13 protein-coding genes are annotated in these 15337 nt (G+C 69.7%); 6 read left to right on the forward strand and 7 right to left on the reverse strand.

Features of this window, described 5'->3' with window-relative positions:
- Positions 1-4: 4 nt before the first annotated feature.
- On the reverse strand, positions 5-2095 hold the full coding sequence (gene pta / locus ACTWQJ_RS06625; RefSeq protein ID WP_443305677.1) for a phosphate acetyltransferase: 2091 nt from the start codon (positions 2093-2095) through the stop codon (positions 5-7).
- Between the two features lie 182 nt (positions 2096-2277).
- Between pta and ACTWQJ_RS06630 the strand changes: the two genes are divergently transcribed.
- On the forward strand, positions 2278-3303 hold the full coding sequence (locus ACTWQJ_RS06630) for an ATP-dependent 6-phosphofructokinase (RefSeq protein WP_443305678.1): 1026 nt from the start codon (positions 2278-2280) through the stop codon (positions 3301-3303).
- Here ACTWQJ_RS06630 and ACTWQJ_RS06635 read toward each other — a convergent pair.
- On the reverse strand, positions 3300-4016 hold the full coding sequence (locus ACTWQJ_RS06635) for a helix-turn-helix domain-containing protein (RefSeq protein ID WP_443305679.1): 717 nt from the start codon (positions 4014-4016) through the stop codon (positions 3300-3302). The two genes, ACTWQJ_RS06630 and ACTWQJ_RS06635, sit on opposite strands and share 4 nt — an antisense overlap.
- Positions 4017-4202: 186 nt before the next feature.
- Here ACTWQJ_RS06635 and ACTWQJ_RS06640 point away from each other — a divergent pair, with 186 nt between their 5' ends.
- Positions 4203-4652 carry a PPOX class F420-dependent oxidoreductase gene (locus tag ACTWQJ_RS06640; protein ID WP_443305680.1) on the forward strand — a complete coding sequence of 150 codons (450 nt, stop codon included), beginning with the start codon at positions 4203-4205 and terminating at the stop codon, positions 4650-4652.
- 18 nt (positions 4653-4670) lie between these two features.
- Here ACTWQJ_RS06640 and ACTWQJ_RS06645 read toward each other — a convergent pair whose 3' ends face one another.
- The 5 genes from ACTWQJ_RS06645 to ACTWQJ_RS06665 all read right to left on the reverse strand — a co-directional run bounded on the left by ACTWQJ_RS06645 (position 4671) and on the right by ACTWQJ_RS06665 (position 10257).
- Complete coding sequence (locus ACTWQJ_RS06645) at positions 4671-5495, reverse strand: carbohydrate ABC transporter permease (protein ID WP_443305681.1); 825 nt, start codon at positions 5493-5495, stop codon at positions 4671-4673.
- Positions 5496-5498: 3 nt separating this feature from the next.
- Positions 5499-6434: a carbohydrate ABC transporter permease gene (locus ACTWQJ_RS06650; protein WP_443305682.1), complete on the reverse strand. Its 936-nt coding sequence runs from the start codon at positions 6432-6434 to the stop codon at positions 5499-5501.
- Between the two features lie 10 nt (positions 6435-6444).
- A complete protein-coding gene (locus ACTWQJ_RS06655; protein WP_443305683.1) occupies positions 6445-7815 on the reverse strand; it encodes an extracellular solute-binding protein in 1371 nt (456 codons plus the stop codon).
- A gap of 127 nt (positions 7816-7942) precedes the next feature.
- The gene (locus ACTWQJ_RS06660; RefSeq protein WP_443305684.1) at positions 7943-8629 is read right to left on the reverse strand and encodes a response regulator; all 687 of its coding nucleotides are present in this window, start codon (positions 8627-8629) and stop codon (positions 7943-7945) included.
- Positions 8626-10257: an ATP-binding protein gene (locus tag ACTWQJ_RS06665; protein ID WP_443305685.1), complete on the reverse strand. Its 1632-nt coding sequence runs from the start codon at positions 10255-10257 to the stop codon at positions 8626-8628. The genes ACTWQJ_RS06660 and ACTWQJ_RS06665 overlap by 4 nt, the downstream gene beginning before the upstream one ends.
- 180 nt (positions 10258-10437) lie before the next feature.
- Here ACTWQJ_RS06665 and ACTWQJ_RS06670 point away from each other — a divergent pair, with 180 nt between their 5' ends.
- The 4 genes from ACTWQJ_RS06670 (at position 10438) to ACTWQJ_RS06685 (ending at position 15153) form a co-directional block, all read left to right on the forward strand.
- Positions 10438-11832, forward strand: coding sequence for a cation:dicarboxylate symporter family transporter (locus tag ACTWQJ_RS06670; protein WP_443305686.1), 1395 nt, complete (start codon positions 10438-10440; stop codon positions 11830-11832).
- Between the two features lie 146 nt (positions 11833-11978).
- The gene (locus tag ACTWQJ_RS06675) at positions 11979-12407 is read left to right on the forward strand and encodes a MerR family transcriptional regulator (RefSeq protein ID WP_443305687.1); all 429 of its coding nucleotides are present in this window, start codon (positions 11979-11981) and stop codon (positions 12405-12407) included.
- Positions 12404-12736: a thioredoxin gene (gene trxA, locus ACTWQJ_RS06680; protein WP_443305688.1), complete on the forward strand. Its 333-nt coding sequence runs from the start codon at positions 12404-12406 to the stop codon at positions 12734-12736. The genes ACTWQJ_RS06675 and trxA overlap by 4 nt, the downstream gene beginning before the upstream one ends.
- 182 nt (positions 12737-12918) lie before the next feature.
- Positions 12919-15153 (forward strand): HelD family protein, encoded by a 2235-nt coding sequence (locus tag ACTWQJ_RS06685; RefSeq protein WP_443305689.1) that lies wholly within the window; start codon positions 12919-12921, stop codon positions 15151-15153.
- The last annotated feature ends 184 nt before the right edge of the window (positions 15154-15337 follow it).

The following is a 15337-nucleotide window of genomic DNA, read 5'->3' on the forward strand; positions in this document are numbered from 1 at the left end:
GAACTCACAGCTGGGATGCCTTCTGGTCGGAGGACTGGGCCTGGATCGCCGTGATGGCGACGGTGTTGACGATGTCCTGGACGAGGGCGCCCCGGGACAGGTCGTTGACCGGCTTGCGCAGGCCCTGGAGCACCGGGCCGACGGCGATCGCGCCGGCCGAGCGCTGCACGGCCTTGTACGTGTTGTTGCCGGTGTTGAGGTCGGGGAAGATCAGCACGCTGGCCTGCCCCGCGACCTCGGACTCGGGCAGCTTGGTCGCGGCGACCGTCGGCTCCACGGCGGCGTCGTACTGGATCGGCCCCTCGATCTTCAGGTCGGGCCGACGCGAGCGGACCAGCTCGGTCGCCTCGCGCACCTTGTCGACGTCGGCACCCGAGCCGGACGTACCCGTGGAGTACGACAGCATCGCGATCCGCGGCTCCACACCGAACCGGGCGGCCGTGGACGCCGACTGGATGGCGATGTCGGCGAGCTGCTCGGCGTTGGGGTCGGGGTTGACCGCGCAGTCGCCGTAGACGAGCACCTTGTCGGCGAGGCACATGAAGAAGACCGAGCTGACGATCTTCGCGTCCGGCTTGGTCTTGATGATCTCGAACGCGGGCCGGATGGTCGCGGCCGTGGAGTGCACGGACCCGGACACCATGCCGTCGGCGAGGCCCTCCTGGACCATCAGGGTGCCGAAGTAGTTCACGTCGGAGACGACGTCGTAGGCCAGCTCCACGGTCACGCCCTTGTGGGCGCGCAGCGCCGCGTACTTCTCGGCGAAGGCGTCACGCAGCTCGCTGGTGGCCGGGTCGATCAGCTGGGCGTCGCCGAGGTCGATGCCGAGGTCGGCGGCCTTCTTGCGGATCTGGTCGACGGGGCCGAGCAGCGTGAGGTCGCAGACCCGGCGGCGCAGCAGCACCTCGGCGGCGTGCAGTACGCGCTCCTCGGTGCCCTCCGGCAGCACGACCCGCCGCATGTCGGAGCGGGCCTGTTCGAGCAGCTTGTGCTCGAACATCATCGGCGTCACACGGTCGCTGCTCGGGGCGCTCACCCGCTTCAGCAGATCCCCGGTCTCCACGTACCGCTCGAACAGGCCGAGCGCGGTCTCCGCCTTGCGCGGGGTGGCCGCGTTGAGCTTGCCCTCCAGGGAGAACAGCTGCTCGGCGGTGGGGAAGCTGTTGCCGGGCACCGACAGCACCGGGGTGCCCGGGGCGAGGCGGGCGGCGAGGGTGAGGATGTCGTCGCTCGGCACCTCGTTCAGGGTGAGCAGGACACCCGCTATCGGCGGGGTGCCGGCGCTGTGCGCGGCGAGCGATCCGACGACCAGGTCGGCGCGGTCGCCGGGGGTGACGACCATGCAGCCGGGGGTCAGGGCGCCCAGGAAGTTCGGCAGCATCGCCCCGCCGAAGACGAAGCCGAGCGCGTCACGGGCCAGTCCCGAGTCGTCGCCGAGCAGCACCTTGCCGCCCAGGGCCTGCGAGATCTGGGCGACCGTCGGGGCGGACAGGGCCGGCTCGTCGGGCAGGACGTAGCAGGGCACGGGCAGCCGGTCCGTCAGCCGCCGGGCGATCTCGTCGCGGTCCTCGCGGGCGACCCGGTTGGCGACCATGGCGAGGACGTCGCAGCCCAGCCCGTCATAGACGCGGTAGGCGTTGCGGGTCTCGGCGAGCACCGACTCGGCGGCCTGCTTGCGCCCGCCCACGACGGGGATGACCGAGGCGCTGAACTCGTTGGCGAGCCGGGCGTTGAGGGACAGCTCGTCCGGCAGCTGGGTGTCGGCGAAGTCGGTGCCGAGGACGAGGACGACGTCGTAGTCCCGTGCGACGAGATGGAACCGGTCGACGAGCGTGGACACCAGCTCGTCCGTCCCCCGTTCGGCCTGCAGCGCGGAGGCCTCGTGGTAGTCCATGCCGTAGACCGTCGCCGGGTCCTGGGACAGCCGGTAGCGGGCGCGCAGCAGCTCGAAGAGGCGGTCGGGCCCGTCGTGGACGAGGGGGCGGAAGACGCCGACGCGGTCCACCTGCCGGGTCAGGAGCTCCATGACTCCCAGTTCGACGACCTGGCGGCCGTCGCCACGGTCGATACCGGTCACGTACACGCTGCGCGTCACGCGTGCTCTCCGTTTCGTCTCAGTCACAAAAATCGCCCACCGAGGTGAGCAGAACCCTCTTGACAATACCTCTGGCCGTAGATAAGGCGCCCGTCAAGACATCGTCGTGCTGAGGGCCTGAGGGACGTGAAACAATCGGCAGTGGCTCACCGGTATCGACAGCGACCTGGAGACACAGCACGATGCGCATCGGAGTTCTCACCGCAGGCGGCGACTGCCCCGGCCTGAACGCCGTGATCCGGTCGGTCGTGCACCGCGCGGTCGACAACTACGGCGACGAGGTCATCGGCTTCGAGGACGGTTACGCGGGCCTGCTGGACGGCCGCTACCGCAGCCTCGACCTGAACGCGGTCAGCGGCATCCTGGCCCGCGGCGGCACCATCCTCGGCTCCTCCCGCCTGGAACGCGACCGCCTGCGCGAAGCCTGCGAGAACGCGGCCGACATCGTCAGCGACTTCGGCATCGACGCGCTGATCCCGATCGGCGGCGAGGGCACGCTGACGGCGGCCCGGATGCTGAGCGACGCCGGTCTGCCGGTGGTCGGCGTACCGAAGACGATCGACAACGACATCTCGTCGACCGACCGGACGTTCGGCTTCGACACGGCGGTGGGTGTCGCCACCGAGGCCATGGACCGCCTCAAGACCACCGCCGAGTCCCACCAGCGCGTGATGGTCGTCGAGGTCATGGGCCGGCACGCCGGCTGGATCGCGCTGGAGTCCGGCATGGCGGCGGGCGCGCACGGCATCTGTCTGCCGGAGCGTCCCTTCGACCCGGCCGATCTCGTGAAGATGGTCGAGGAGCGCTTCGCCCGCGGCAAGAAGTTCGCGGTGATCTGCGTCGCCGAGGGCGCCCACCCCGCCGACGGCACCATGGACTACGGCAAGGGTGAGATCGACCAGTACGGCCACGAGCGCTTCCAGGGCATCGGTACGGCACTGGCGTACGAGCTGGAGCGGCGGCTCGGCAAGGAGGCCAAGCCGGTCATCCTCGGCCACGTCCAGCGCGGCGGCTCCCCGACCGCGTACGACAGGGTGCTCGCCACCCGCTTCGGCTGGCACGCGGTGGAGGCCGCGCACCAGGGCCGGTTCGGCCGGATGACCGCGCTGCGCGGCAACGACATCGTCATGGTGCCGCTCGCGGAGGCGGTGACCGAGCTGAAGACGGTGCCGAAGGACCGGATGGACGAGGCTGAGTCCGTCTTCTAGTACGGCTGTGGCGTGCTTCTCTCGACCGTCGTCCAGAAGTGCTCGACGATCCGGTCGAGGAAGTCGCGGCCGTGGTCACCGGCGTCGCCGCTGCCGCCGCCCCAGCTGAGGGTGGCGACCATCTGCCCCTGGTAGTCCTGGTGCAGCTGCTGAAGGGTGGCCTCCAGCAGGCCCCGGTCCAGGGGCACGATCTTGCCCACCGGACGGACGTACGCCTGCCAGCGCGTGGTCACGGCACTGCGCAGCAGGTCGGCCAGCTTGGCCTCGCGGCCGGTGACGGTGACGAAGTCCGGCAGGCCCAGGTCGAGGACGCCGGCCAGGGCAGTGGTCTGCCGCTCGGTGCCACGCCACTCGCCGTCCTCCTCCATCCGCAGATATGCGAGGAGTTCGAGCCCGACACCGCGGGCGACGTCCTCCGGGGCGAGCCCGCGGGAGATGCGGTGCTCGCGCAGTGTCCGCGGTCTGCCGATGAGTTCAGCCGGTGAGCACCACAACACACCTGCGAGGGCGGTGAGTTCGGGGCTGCTGGGGTTGGCGGTCCCGCGTTCCCAGGCGATGACGAGGTCCGGGGTGACGTACGGCAGGCCGTACGAGGCACGCAGGTCGTAGGCGACGTGTTCGGGCCCCATGCCGAGGGCGGCACGGAGCCGGCGGGCGGCGGGGGCGTTGAAGGGGGGACCGGGCTGGTTCGGTAGGGCTGGGGGTCGGCGCACGGGCACAAAGTAGGGGCGCGGGAGGGTGGTGACTACGGTCTGTTCGGCCAGGATCACGGATTGTAGGAAGATACGGTTTCGGTGGTGGATCCGGGGTGGCCGAAGATCGTCTGTCGGGGTGGGCCGGGTGATCGCGAGGATGGCGTCGGGCGGCCCGCGAGGGGCAGCCCGGGAGGAGGGTGTCCCGTGTACGAGGTGAACGGCAAGGTCGAGGGGCATGTGCGCGAGCGTCTGCTGGCCCCGAACTTCTGGCATCTGGCGACCGTCGGCCCCGACGGGGCGCCGCAGGTGTCGCCCATGTGGGCGGACCTCGAAGGTGAGTACGTCATGGTCAACACCGCGATCGGGCGCGTGAAGGAGGAGAACCTGCGGCGCAATCCCAACGTTTCGCTGTCCCACCACGACCCCGGGAATCCCTACGACCGGGTGGAGATCCGGGGGCGGGTGGTGCGGTTCGTGGAGGGGGAGGAGGCGGAACGGTCGATGGACCGGCTGACGCGGAAGTACATCGGGGAGGAGCGGTATCCGTGGCTGCTGCCGGGCGAGCGGCGGGTGATGCTGCTGATCGAGCCGGTGAAGGTGCGGCGGATTGTGGGCGTGGAGCCGTTTCGGGCGGGGGTGTTGCCGGAGGGCTGATCAGAGGGTGCCCAACTCTCACCCCTTGACCGCTCCACCCAGGGCAAATCCCCCACCCAACCGCCGCGCCACCAGCACGTACAGCAGAATCACGGGCGTCGAGTAGATGATCGAGAACGCGGCCAACTGCCCGTACACCACCGTCCCCCGGTTCCCGAAGAACTCATTGATGCTCACGGCCGCCGGCATCTGATCCGGCGTGAGCAGCAGCATGAACGGGACGAAGAAGTTCCCCCACATCATCACGAACGAGAACACCGTCACCACCGCCACTCCCGGCCCCATCAGCGGCAGCACGATCCGCACCAGCGACTGAAGCGACGACGCACCGTCCGTCCAGGCCGCCTCCTCCAGCTCCTTCGGTACGCCGTCCATGAAGTTCTTCATCAGCCAGATCGCGAACGGCAGTTGAGAGGCCGCGAAGAAGAAGATCGTGCCCTGCATGGTGTCGATCAGGTTCACCTGCACGAACAGGGCGTACACCGGGACCATGATCGCCGTGATGGGCAGGCTCGTCGCGAAGAGGATCGTGAGGAGGAACGGGCGGTTGAGGCGGGACCGGAACCGCGACAGCGGGTAAGCGGCGAGGGCGGCGCAGGCCACCGTCAGCAGCGTGCCGCCGCCGCACAGGAGCAGGCTGTTGAGCAGCGGCGTGAACGTGACGTCCGGGGTCAGGACCGCGTCGAAGTTGTCCAGGGTCAGGCCGTCCGGGAGCTTCACCTGGAGATTCGCGTTCGTGTCCAGTGAGGACAGGAGCACCCACAGCAGGGGGAGGGAGAAGGCGGCGGCCACCACCAGGAGGCCGGCGTCGGCGGCCAGGCGGTGGCGCGTGCGGCGTGACATGGGTCAGACCTCCGTTCGCAGCAGGCGCAGGTAGACCACCGAGAACAACGAGCCCACCACCAGGAGCAGCAGGGCGACCGCGGTGCCGTAGCCGATCATGCTCTTCTGGAAGGCCTCCTCGTACATGAAGAGGGGGAGGGTCTGGCTCTTGCCTCCCGGGCCGCCCCTCGTCATCACCCAGATCAGGCCGAAGACGGACAGGGTCTGGAGGGTGATCAGCATCAGGTTCGTGCCGATGGAGCGGCGGATCATCGGGAGCGTGATGTGCCACAGGCGGCGCCAGCCGCCCGCGCCGTCGACCTCCGCCGCCTCCGTGATCTCCTTCGGGATCTCGTTGAGCGCCGCCGAGTAGACCAGCATCGAGAAGGCCGTGCCGCGCCAGACGTTCGCGAAGGACACCGCCAGGATCGGGAGCGTGAACAGCCAGTTCTGGGACGGGAGATGGAGCCAGTCCAGGATGGCGTTCAGGGTGCCCTCCCGGCGGAAGAAGGCGTAGAGGAGGAAGCCGGCGACGACCTCCGGGAGTACCCACGCCGTGATGACGATGCTGCCGACCAGCGTGCGTACGGGCTTCGAGGCACGCTGCATCAGCGCCGCCAGCGCCAGACCCAGCGTGTTCTGGCCGATCAGCGCCGAGACGACCGTGAAGACCAGGGTCAGCCACACCGCGTTGAGGAACGCCTCGTCCCCGAACGCCGTACGGAAGTTCTCGAAGCCGATGAACGACTCCTCGGCTTGCCCGGTGAGTTGGAGGTCGGTGAACGCGATGTAGGCGCAGTACGCGATCGGGCTCGCCAGGAAGAGGAGCAGGAGGACTACGGCGGGGGTGAGGGGGAGGGCGCGGAGGAGGGACCGGGAGCGATGCGTGGAGCTGGGGGTGGCCGGGCCCTGCCTCTTGGTGAGGGCGGGGCCCGGGTCCGTGGCGCGGGCGGTCGTCATGCGCGGGCGCTCACTTCTCGGTCACCTGGCCGTCCGCCGCCGTTTTCAGCTCCTCGTCGTAGCCCTTCGCCGCTTCCTCCACCGACATGTCGCCCGTCGTCACACCCTCCATCGCCTCCTGGATCGCGGTGGAGACCTTCGGATACGCCGGGTAGGCGGGCCGGTAGTGGGTGGTGGCGACCAGGTCGGTGAAGAACTTGATGCCGGGCTGCGCCTGTACGTACGCCGGGTCGGCCGCTACGTCCTTGCGGACCGCGATGCCCGAGTTGGCGATGTACCACTTCTGGGCGTTCGCCTTCGTCTGCATCGTCTCGATGAACTTGAACGCCAGGTCGGGGTTGGCCGCCTTGGCCGGGATCGCCCACGTCCAGCCGCCGGACATGCTCACCTTGCCGGGGGACTGGCCCTGCTGCGTGGGCATGTAGGCGAGGCCCAGCTTCTGAGACCACTCGGGCCACTCGTGCCCGCTGCCCTCCAGCCAGTCCTGCGGCAGCCAGGAGCCGTCGAGGTTGATGCCGAGTTTGCCCTGGGGGAGGAGTTCACCGCGGACGCGGGTGCCGAAGTTCGGGTCGAGGGCGTCGGAGACATCGGGGCCGAGCTTCTCCTTGTAGACCGTCTCGACGAACGCGAGGGCGTCCTTGAAGCCCTGGCTGCCGGCGATCCACTTCTTGGACTTCTCGTCGTAGAGCGGGTCCGTCGTCCCCTCGTTGGTGCCGTAGAGGAGCATCTGGAAGCCCTGCATGGTGGCGGCCTCGCCGGCGGGTTTGCCGGTGTAGACGTTGAGGGGTGTGACGCCGGGCACCTTCTGCTTGATCGTGCGGGCGGCTTCGAGGACGTCGTCCCAGTTCTTCGGCTGCCAGTCGGTCGGCAGGCCGGCCTTCTCGAAGATGCCCTTGTCGAACCAGAGGCCCCGGGTGTCGGTGCCGTCCGGGACGCCGTACGTCTTCCCGTCCTCGCCCTTGGCCGCGGCCTTCGCCGTGTCGATGAACTGGTTCCAGTCCTTCCACTTGGCGAGGTAGGGGTCGAGGGGCCTCAAGTAGCCGCTGGTGATGTCGGAGTTGATGAGGAAGGTGTCCTCGTAGACGAGGTCCGGGGCCGTCTTCGGGGAGCGGAGCATCTGCTGGACCTTGGTGTAGTACTCCGAGTCCGGGGCCTTGATCGGGACGAGCTCGACCTTCTTGCCGGGGTTCTCCTTCTCGAACTGCTTCTTGATATCCGCGAGGAACGTGTCCATCACCTTGACGGAGTTGTCCGTGGACTGCTTGAAGGAGACCTTCACGGTGTCCGGGTCACTGCCGGATCCGCTGCCGCAGGCGGTGAGGGAGGCGGCGGTGAGGGCGAGTGCGGTGGCGAGCAGAACGGCGGTGGGACGCACGGACATGACCTCCTACGGGCACACTTCGTTGTGGCGCCGGGATGGCTGCCCGGTGAACGTAAGAGGAGTGGTCTAGTCAGGTCAATGCGTCTGCGGCGGATTGTGATCCGGCCGCCCCGCAACCCTCCGACGACTACTGCCCCTTGACCCACCGATACTGCAACTCCGGCCGCCCCACGGCCCCGTACTGAGGACTCCGCACGGCCCTGCCCGCATCCACCAGATGCTCCAGGTACCGCCGAGCCGTGATCCTCGAGATCCCCACCGCTTCCGCGACCCCCGTCGCCGTGAGCCCGTCGGCGCAGTCCCGCAGGGCCACCGTCACCCGCTCCAGCGTCGGTGCGCTCAACCCCTTCGGCAGCGCCGCCGGTGTCGGTGCCCGCAGGGTCGCCAGTGCGCGGTCGACCTCGTCCTGGCCGCTGGCCTCGCCCGCCGCACCCCGGAACTCCGCGTACCGCACCAGACGGTCCCGCAGCGTCGCGAAAGTGAACGGCTTCAGGACGTACTGGACGACCCCGAGCGACACTCCCTCCCGCACCACCGCCAGATCCCGCGCCGACGTCACCGCTATCACGTCCGCGTGATAGCCCGCCGCCCGCAGCGAGCGAGCCAGTTGCAGTCCGTGCACGTCCGGCAGGTGCAGGTCGAGCAGCAGCAGGTCCACCGGCGTTCGCTCCAGCGTGCGCCGTGCCTGCGCTCCCGTTTGCGCCTTGCCGATCGCGACGAAGCCCGGCACCCGGCCGACGTACATCACATGTGCGTCGGCGGCGACCGGATCGTCCTCCACGACCAGGACGCGGATCGGCTCCTGAAGTGTCATGCCCGGCCTCCCGACGCCGCCCCGCCCGCGGCGGACCGCTCCCGCAACGGCAACCGCACCTCGAACTCCGCCCCGCCCCCGTCGGCCTCCGCCACCGACAGCGACCCGGCATGCCGGTGCACCGCCTGCCGTACCAGGGCCAGGCCCAGGCCGCGTCCGCCCGGACCGGCCGGCTTGGTGGAGAACCCGCGCTGGAACACCGCCTCCGCGTGCTCCGGGTCCACTCCCGCCCCGGTGTCCGACACCCGCAACACCAGCTCACCGCTCTCCGCGACCGCCGACACGGTCACCCGGGCCGGCACGCTGCCCTGGGCCGCGTCCACCGCGTTGTCGATCAGGTTGCCGAGGATCGTCACCAGGTCCCGGGCCGGCAGGCTCTCCGGCAGCAGCCCGTCGTCCAGCCGGCTGTCCTGAGTCACGACCAGCTCCACACCGCGCTCGTTGGCCTGCGCGGTCTTGCCGAGCAGCAGCGCGGCCAGGACCGGCTCGCCCACCGCCGCCACCACCTGGTCCGTCAGCGCCTGCGCCAGTTCCAGCTCGGCGGTCGCGAAGTCGACCGCCTCCTCCACCCGCCCCAGCTCGATCAGCGACACGACCGTGTGCAGCCGGTTCGCCGCCTCGTGCGCCTGGGAGCGCAGCGCCTGGGTGAAGCCCCGCTCCGAGTCCAGCTCGCCCATCAGCGACTGGAGCTCGGTCACGTCCCGCAACGTCACGACCGTCCCCCGCCGCTCCCCGCCCGACACCGGCGAGGTGTTCACCACCAGCACCCGGTCCGCCGTCAGATGCACCTCGTCCACCCGTGGCTCCGACGCCAGCAGCGCCCCGGTCAGCGGCGCCGGCAGTCCGATCTCGGCCACCGATCTGCCCACGACATCCTCGGTCACCCCGAGCAGCTCCCGCCCTCCGTCGTTGATCAACGCGATCCGGTACTGCCCGTCCAGCATCAGCAGTCCCTCGCGTACGGCGTGCAGCGCGGCCTGATGGTAGTCGTGCATACGGCTGAGCTCGGCCGCGTTCATGCCGTGGGTGTGGCGGCGCAGCCGGGCGTTGATGACATACGTGCCGACCGCGCCGAGCGCGAGGGCGCCGCCGGCGACCCCGAGCAGGGCGGTCAGCTGGCCCTGGACGCGTTCACTGATCGCCTCGACCCGGATGCCGGCGCTGACCAGGCCGACGACCTTCCCCCCGTCCTCGATCGGGGTGACCGCGCGGACCGACGGGCCGAGCGTGCCGGTGTAGGTCTCGGTGAACGACTCGCCCTTCAGCGCGGGCTCGATATGGCCGAGGAAGCGCTGGCCTATCTCGTTCTCGTTGGGGTGGGTCCAGCGGATGCCGCGGGGATTCATGATCGTGACGAAGTCGACCTCCGTGTCCCGCATGACGCGCAGCGCGTACGGCTGGAGGGCGGCCGTGGGATCGGAGGTGCGGATCGCCGCCCGGGTGGAGGGCGCGTCGGCGACCGCCCGCGCCACGGCCATGGCCTGGCGGCCCGCGGCCCCCTCGGCCTGGTTGCGGTCGCTGACGTACGTGAACAGCGCGTATCCGGCAACGAGCACCGCGATGAGCACGGCCTGCATGGCGAACAGCTGACCGGCCAGGCTGCGAGGTCGCGGGATACGGATGCGCATGTCGTCAGTGTGCCCCCCACGTTAAGTACGAACTAAATGAACGGAAGGGTGACCGCCCTCACAGGGCGGGAGATAGTCACCGCATCGCGGGAGTGCGTCTCCCGGACTTTCCAAGCTCCAGATCCCCCGGACGTGAGCCGCACGCCGGTGATGCCGATGACGTCGTCAAGGAGGGCAGTCGTGACCAGTACAGCCGATACGGCACCTGCCAAGCCCGCCAAGCGGGACCGCACCCACTATCTCTACATCGCGGTGATCATCGCGGTCGCGCTCGGCATCGTCGTAGGCCTGGCCGCGCCCGACTTCGCCGTCGATCTGAAGCCGATAGGCACCGGCTTTGTGAACCTGATCAAGATGATGATCTCGCCGATCATCTTCTGCACGATCGTGCTCGGGATCGGTTCGGTGCGGAAGGCCGCCAAGGTCGGTGCGGTGGGCGGCATCGCCCTGATCTACTTCACGGTGATGTCGCTGGTGGCCCTCGCCATCGGCCTGGTCGTCGGCAACATCGTGGAGCCCGGCACGGGCCTCGCGGTGACCGACGCGATCAGGGAGACCGGTCACGCACAGGTCGACGCCGAGGCCAAGGACACCACCGAGTTCCTGCTCGGCATCATCCCGACCACGATCGTCTCCGCCTTCACCGGCGGTGAGGTCCTCCAGACCCTGCTGGTCGCCCTGCTCGCCGGGTTCGCCCTGCAGGCCATGGGGCCGGCGGGACAGCCGATCCTGCACGCCGTGGAGCACATCCAGCGCCTTGTCTTCCGTATCCTCGCCATGATCATGTGGGCCGCGCCGATCGGTGCCTTCGGTGCCATCGCCGCCGTCACCGGGTCCGCGGGCGTGGACGCACTGAAGAGCCTCGCCGTGCTAATGCTCGGCTTCTACGTGACCTGCTTCCTCTTCGTCTTCATCGTGCTCGCCGCGCTGCTGCGGATCGTCTCCGGCCTGAACATCCTCACGCTGTTCAAGTACCTGGGCCGCGAGTTCCTGCTGATCCTGTCCACCTCCTCCTCCGAGTCCGCGCTGCCGCGGCTGATCGCGAAGATGGAGCACGTGGGCGTCAGCAAGCCGGTGGTCGGCATCACCGTCCCGACCGGCTACTCCTTCAACCTCGACGGCACGATGATCTACATGACCATGGCGTCCCTCTTCATCGCCGACGCCATGGGCACGCCGATGTCCCTCGGTGAGCAGATCCCGCTGCTGCTCTTCCTGCTGGTCGCGTCCAAGGGCGCGGCAGGTGTCACCGGCGCCGGTCTGGCGACGCTGGCCGGCGGTCTGCAGTCGCACAAGCCCGCCCTGGTGGACGGCATCGGCCTCATCGTCGGCATCGACCGCTTCATGAGCGAGGCCCGCGCCCTGACCAACTTCGCGGGCAACGCCGTCGCCACGGTCCTGATCGGCACCTGGACCAAGGAGATCGACAAGGAGCGCATGAACGAGGTGCTCTCCGGCCGGCTGCCGTTCGACGAGACGACGCTGCTGGACGACGGTCACGGCACGGCACCGGACGACACCACCGACGTGCCCGAGCCGCGCGCGGGCGAGGAGAAGGAACTCGCGAAGGCGTAGCCGCTGCGCCGGGCGGGCCCGTGATGGTCCCGCCCCCTCGACCGCCGGGCGGTCAGGCCCTCCCCCCGTAGGCCTGGCCGCCCGGCCCTTTTCGATCCTCTGGCGGCCTTGCCCTGACGTCGGCGTCAAGGCTTACGTTCGTACGCATGCGAATCGGCGAGCTGGCCGAACGGGCCGGGACCACCACGCGGACACTCAGGTACTACGAGTCGCGGGGGCTGCTGCCCGCGCGGCGCGACACCAACGGATACCGGACGTACGACGAGCAGGACCTCAAGCTGCTCCGGCAGATCAGGACCCTGCAGGACTTCGGGTTCGGCCTGGAGGAGACCCGGCCCTTCGTGGAGTGTCTGCGGGCCGGGCACCCGGAGGGCGACTCGTGTCCCGCGTCGCTCGCGGTGTACCGGCGCAAGCTGGACGAGCTCGACGCGCTGATCGCGGAGCTGGGCGCGGTACGGGCGACGGTGGCCCGGCAGCTAGCGCGCGCCGAGAGGGCGCGGGCGAAGCTGGCCGACGAGGCGGTGGTTCCGGGCGGCCCGGAACCGGTGTGCGAACTGGGAGGGCAGACGCGGTGATCAGGGCAGCGGGTGTGGCCGAGGTGACGGACGCGGATTTCGACGACGAGGTGCTCGGGGCGGAGCTGCCGGTGCTGGTGGAGTTCACCGCGGACTGGTGCCCGCCGTGCCGGCAGATGAGTCCGGTGCTGAGCGCGCTCGCGGCGCAGGAGAGCGAGCGGCTGAAGGTGGTCCAGCTGGACGTGGACACCAACCCGGAGACGACGAACGCGTACAAGGTGCTGTCCATGCCGACGTTCATGGTGTTCCGCGACGGTGAGCCCGTGAAGTCGATGGTGGGCGCGCGGCCGAAGCGCCGGCTGCTGGAGGAGCTGTCCGACGTGCTGTGACCTCGGCGAACGTAAAGAAATCCCCCGGGCAATTGCGCCCGGGGGATTTCTCTGCGTATATTCAATGGTTCGCGACTTCATGGAAATGCAGTCGCAAGGAAGCGTAATAGGGCAAGTATATCCGGGTGGGAGCGGAATTGTCAAACATGGATTCGTCAAACGTCGACTTTCCAGACGATGAAATGCGCCGCGAGCAGGAATTCATCGACGACCTGTACGCGCGTGTCGACGCGCTGCGCGGCGACGCCGAGCACTCCGTCACGGACGCGCTCGCACAGGGCGACAAGCCGATGCAGGCCCGCCTGGAGCGGGACATCCTCGTCGCCGAGCGGTCCGGGCTGCTCGCCGCGCTGAACGCCGTGGACGGCTCGCTCTGCTTCGGCCGGATCGACCTGACCTCCGGCGTCCGCCACCACATCGGCCGTATCGGCCTGCGCGCCGCCGACGCCGACCGCACGCCGATCCTGATCGACTGGCGTGCCGCCGTCGCCCGTCCCTTCTACCTGGCGACCGGCCACACCCCGATGGGCCTGCGCCGCCGCCGGCACATCACCACCGACGGCCGCCGCGTCACCGCCCTGCACGACGAGTTCCTCGACGTCGGTGACGCCACCAGGACCGGCTACGAGGACCCCAGCGGGGACGACGTACTGCTGGCCGCGCTGAACTCCGCGCGCACCGGCCGGATGACGGACATCGTGCAGACCATCCAGGCCGAACAGGACGAGATCATCCGCGCCCCGTACCGCGGAGTACTGGTCGTCGAGGGCGGCCCCGGCACCGGCAAGACGGCGGTGGCCCTGCACCGGGCCGCGTATCTCCTCTACGAGTACCGGGAGCTGCTCGCCAAACGGGCCGTCCTGATCGTCGGCCCCAACCCGGCGTTCCTCGGCTACATCGGCGAGGTACTGCCCTCCCTCGGCGAGACCGGCGTACTGCTGGCGACGGTCGGTGAGCTGTTCCCCGGCGTGAAGGCGACGGCGACCGACACCCCCGAGGCGGCCGCCGTGAAGGGCCGCGCCGAGATGGCCGACGTGCTCGCCGCCGTCGTACGGGACCGGGAGGCGCTGCCCGACCCGGTGATCGCGATCGAGCACGACCGCGAGATCCTGATGCTCGACGACGGCCTGGTGAGCGTCGCCCGGGAGCGCACCCGCGCCGCCAAGCTGGCGCACAACGCCGCCCGCGAGCACTTCGAGGGCCACATCCTCAACACGCTCACCGACATGGTCGCCGAACGCATCGGCACCGACCCCTACGACGGCTCGAACCTCCTCGACGCCAGTGACATCACCCAGATCCGCGACGAACTCGCCGAGAACCCCGAGGTCTGGTCCGCCATCGACCAGCTGTGGCCGGTCCTCACCCCGCAGCGGCTTGTCGCGGACTTCCTCGCCGCGCCGGAGGAGTACGTCAGCGACGCGGACGCCGCCGCCATCCGCCGACCGGTCACCCGGGCGTGGACGGTGGCGGACGTACCGCTGCTCGACGAGGCCGCCGAACTCCTCGGCGAGGACGACCGGGCGGCCCGGGCGCGCGCGGAACGCGAACGGCAGCGGCAGGTGTCGTACGCCCAGGGCGTGCTGGACGTGTCGTACGCCTCCCGCACATACGAGTTCGAGGACAAGGAGGACAGTGATCCCGACGCCTCCGAGGTGCTGTCCGCGCACGACATCATCGACGCCGAACGGTTCGCCGAACGGCACGAGGAGGACGACCACCGCAGCGCCGCCGAGCGCGCGGCGGCCGACCGTACCTGGGCGTTCGGGCACATCATCGTCGACGAGGCGCAGGAGCTGTCCCCGATGGCGTGGCGGCTGCTCATGCGGCGCAGCCCGACCCGCTCCATGACCCTGGTCGGCGACCCCGTCCAGACCGCGGAGGCGGCGGGCGTGGGTTCCTGGTCGAAGATCCTCCAGCCGTACGTCGAGGACCGCTGGGACCACACCCGCCTCGGCGTCAACTACCGCACGCCCGCCGAGATCATGGACCTCGCGGCGGCCGTCGTACGCGCGGAGCACCCGGACTTCGAGCCGCCCCGTTCCGTACGGTCGACAGGGGTACGCCCCTGGGTCCGCGCCACCGACGACCTGCCCGGCGCGGTCGCCAAGGCGGTCGGGGAGCTGACCCCGGCCGAGGGCCGCCTCGCGGTGATCGCGCCACGCGACCTGCACCGGCGGCTGGCCGCCCGGCTGGACGGTGTGACGGCGGGTGCCGAGCCCGACCTGACGCAGACGGTCGTCCTGCTGGACCCGCGGCAGGCCAAGGGCCTGGAGTTCGACTCCGTCCTGGTCGTCGAGCCGGGGCGGTACGGGACCAGCGACCTGTATGTGGCCCTGACGCGGGCCACGCAGCGGCTGGGCGTGCTGCACACGGGGGCGCTGCCGCGGGCGTTGGCCGAGGCGTCGGCCGACTAGGGCCTGTCCGGCGGATCAGGTCGCGGAGAAGCAACGGTGACTGATCAGCGCAGGTGAGCGGGGTCTGGTGCGTCCAGCTGCAAGGCGGAGGAGGGAGTCGACGCGATGGGGGTCCCCCCGCTCGAGCGAAGTCGAGAGTGGGGGGAGTCGGCAACCGACGACAACGCCGCAGATGGGCGTGCCA

Source organism: Streptomyces sp. KR55, assembly GCF_052245645.1.
GTDB lineage: Bacteria > Actinomycetota > Actinomycetes > Streptomycetales > Streptomycetaceae > Streptomyces > Streptomyces flavusporus.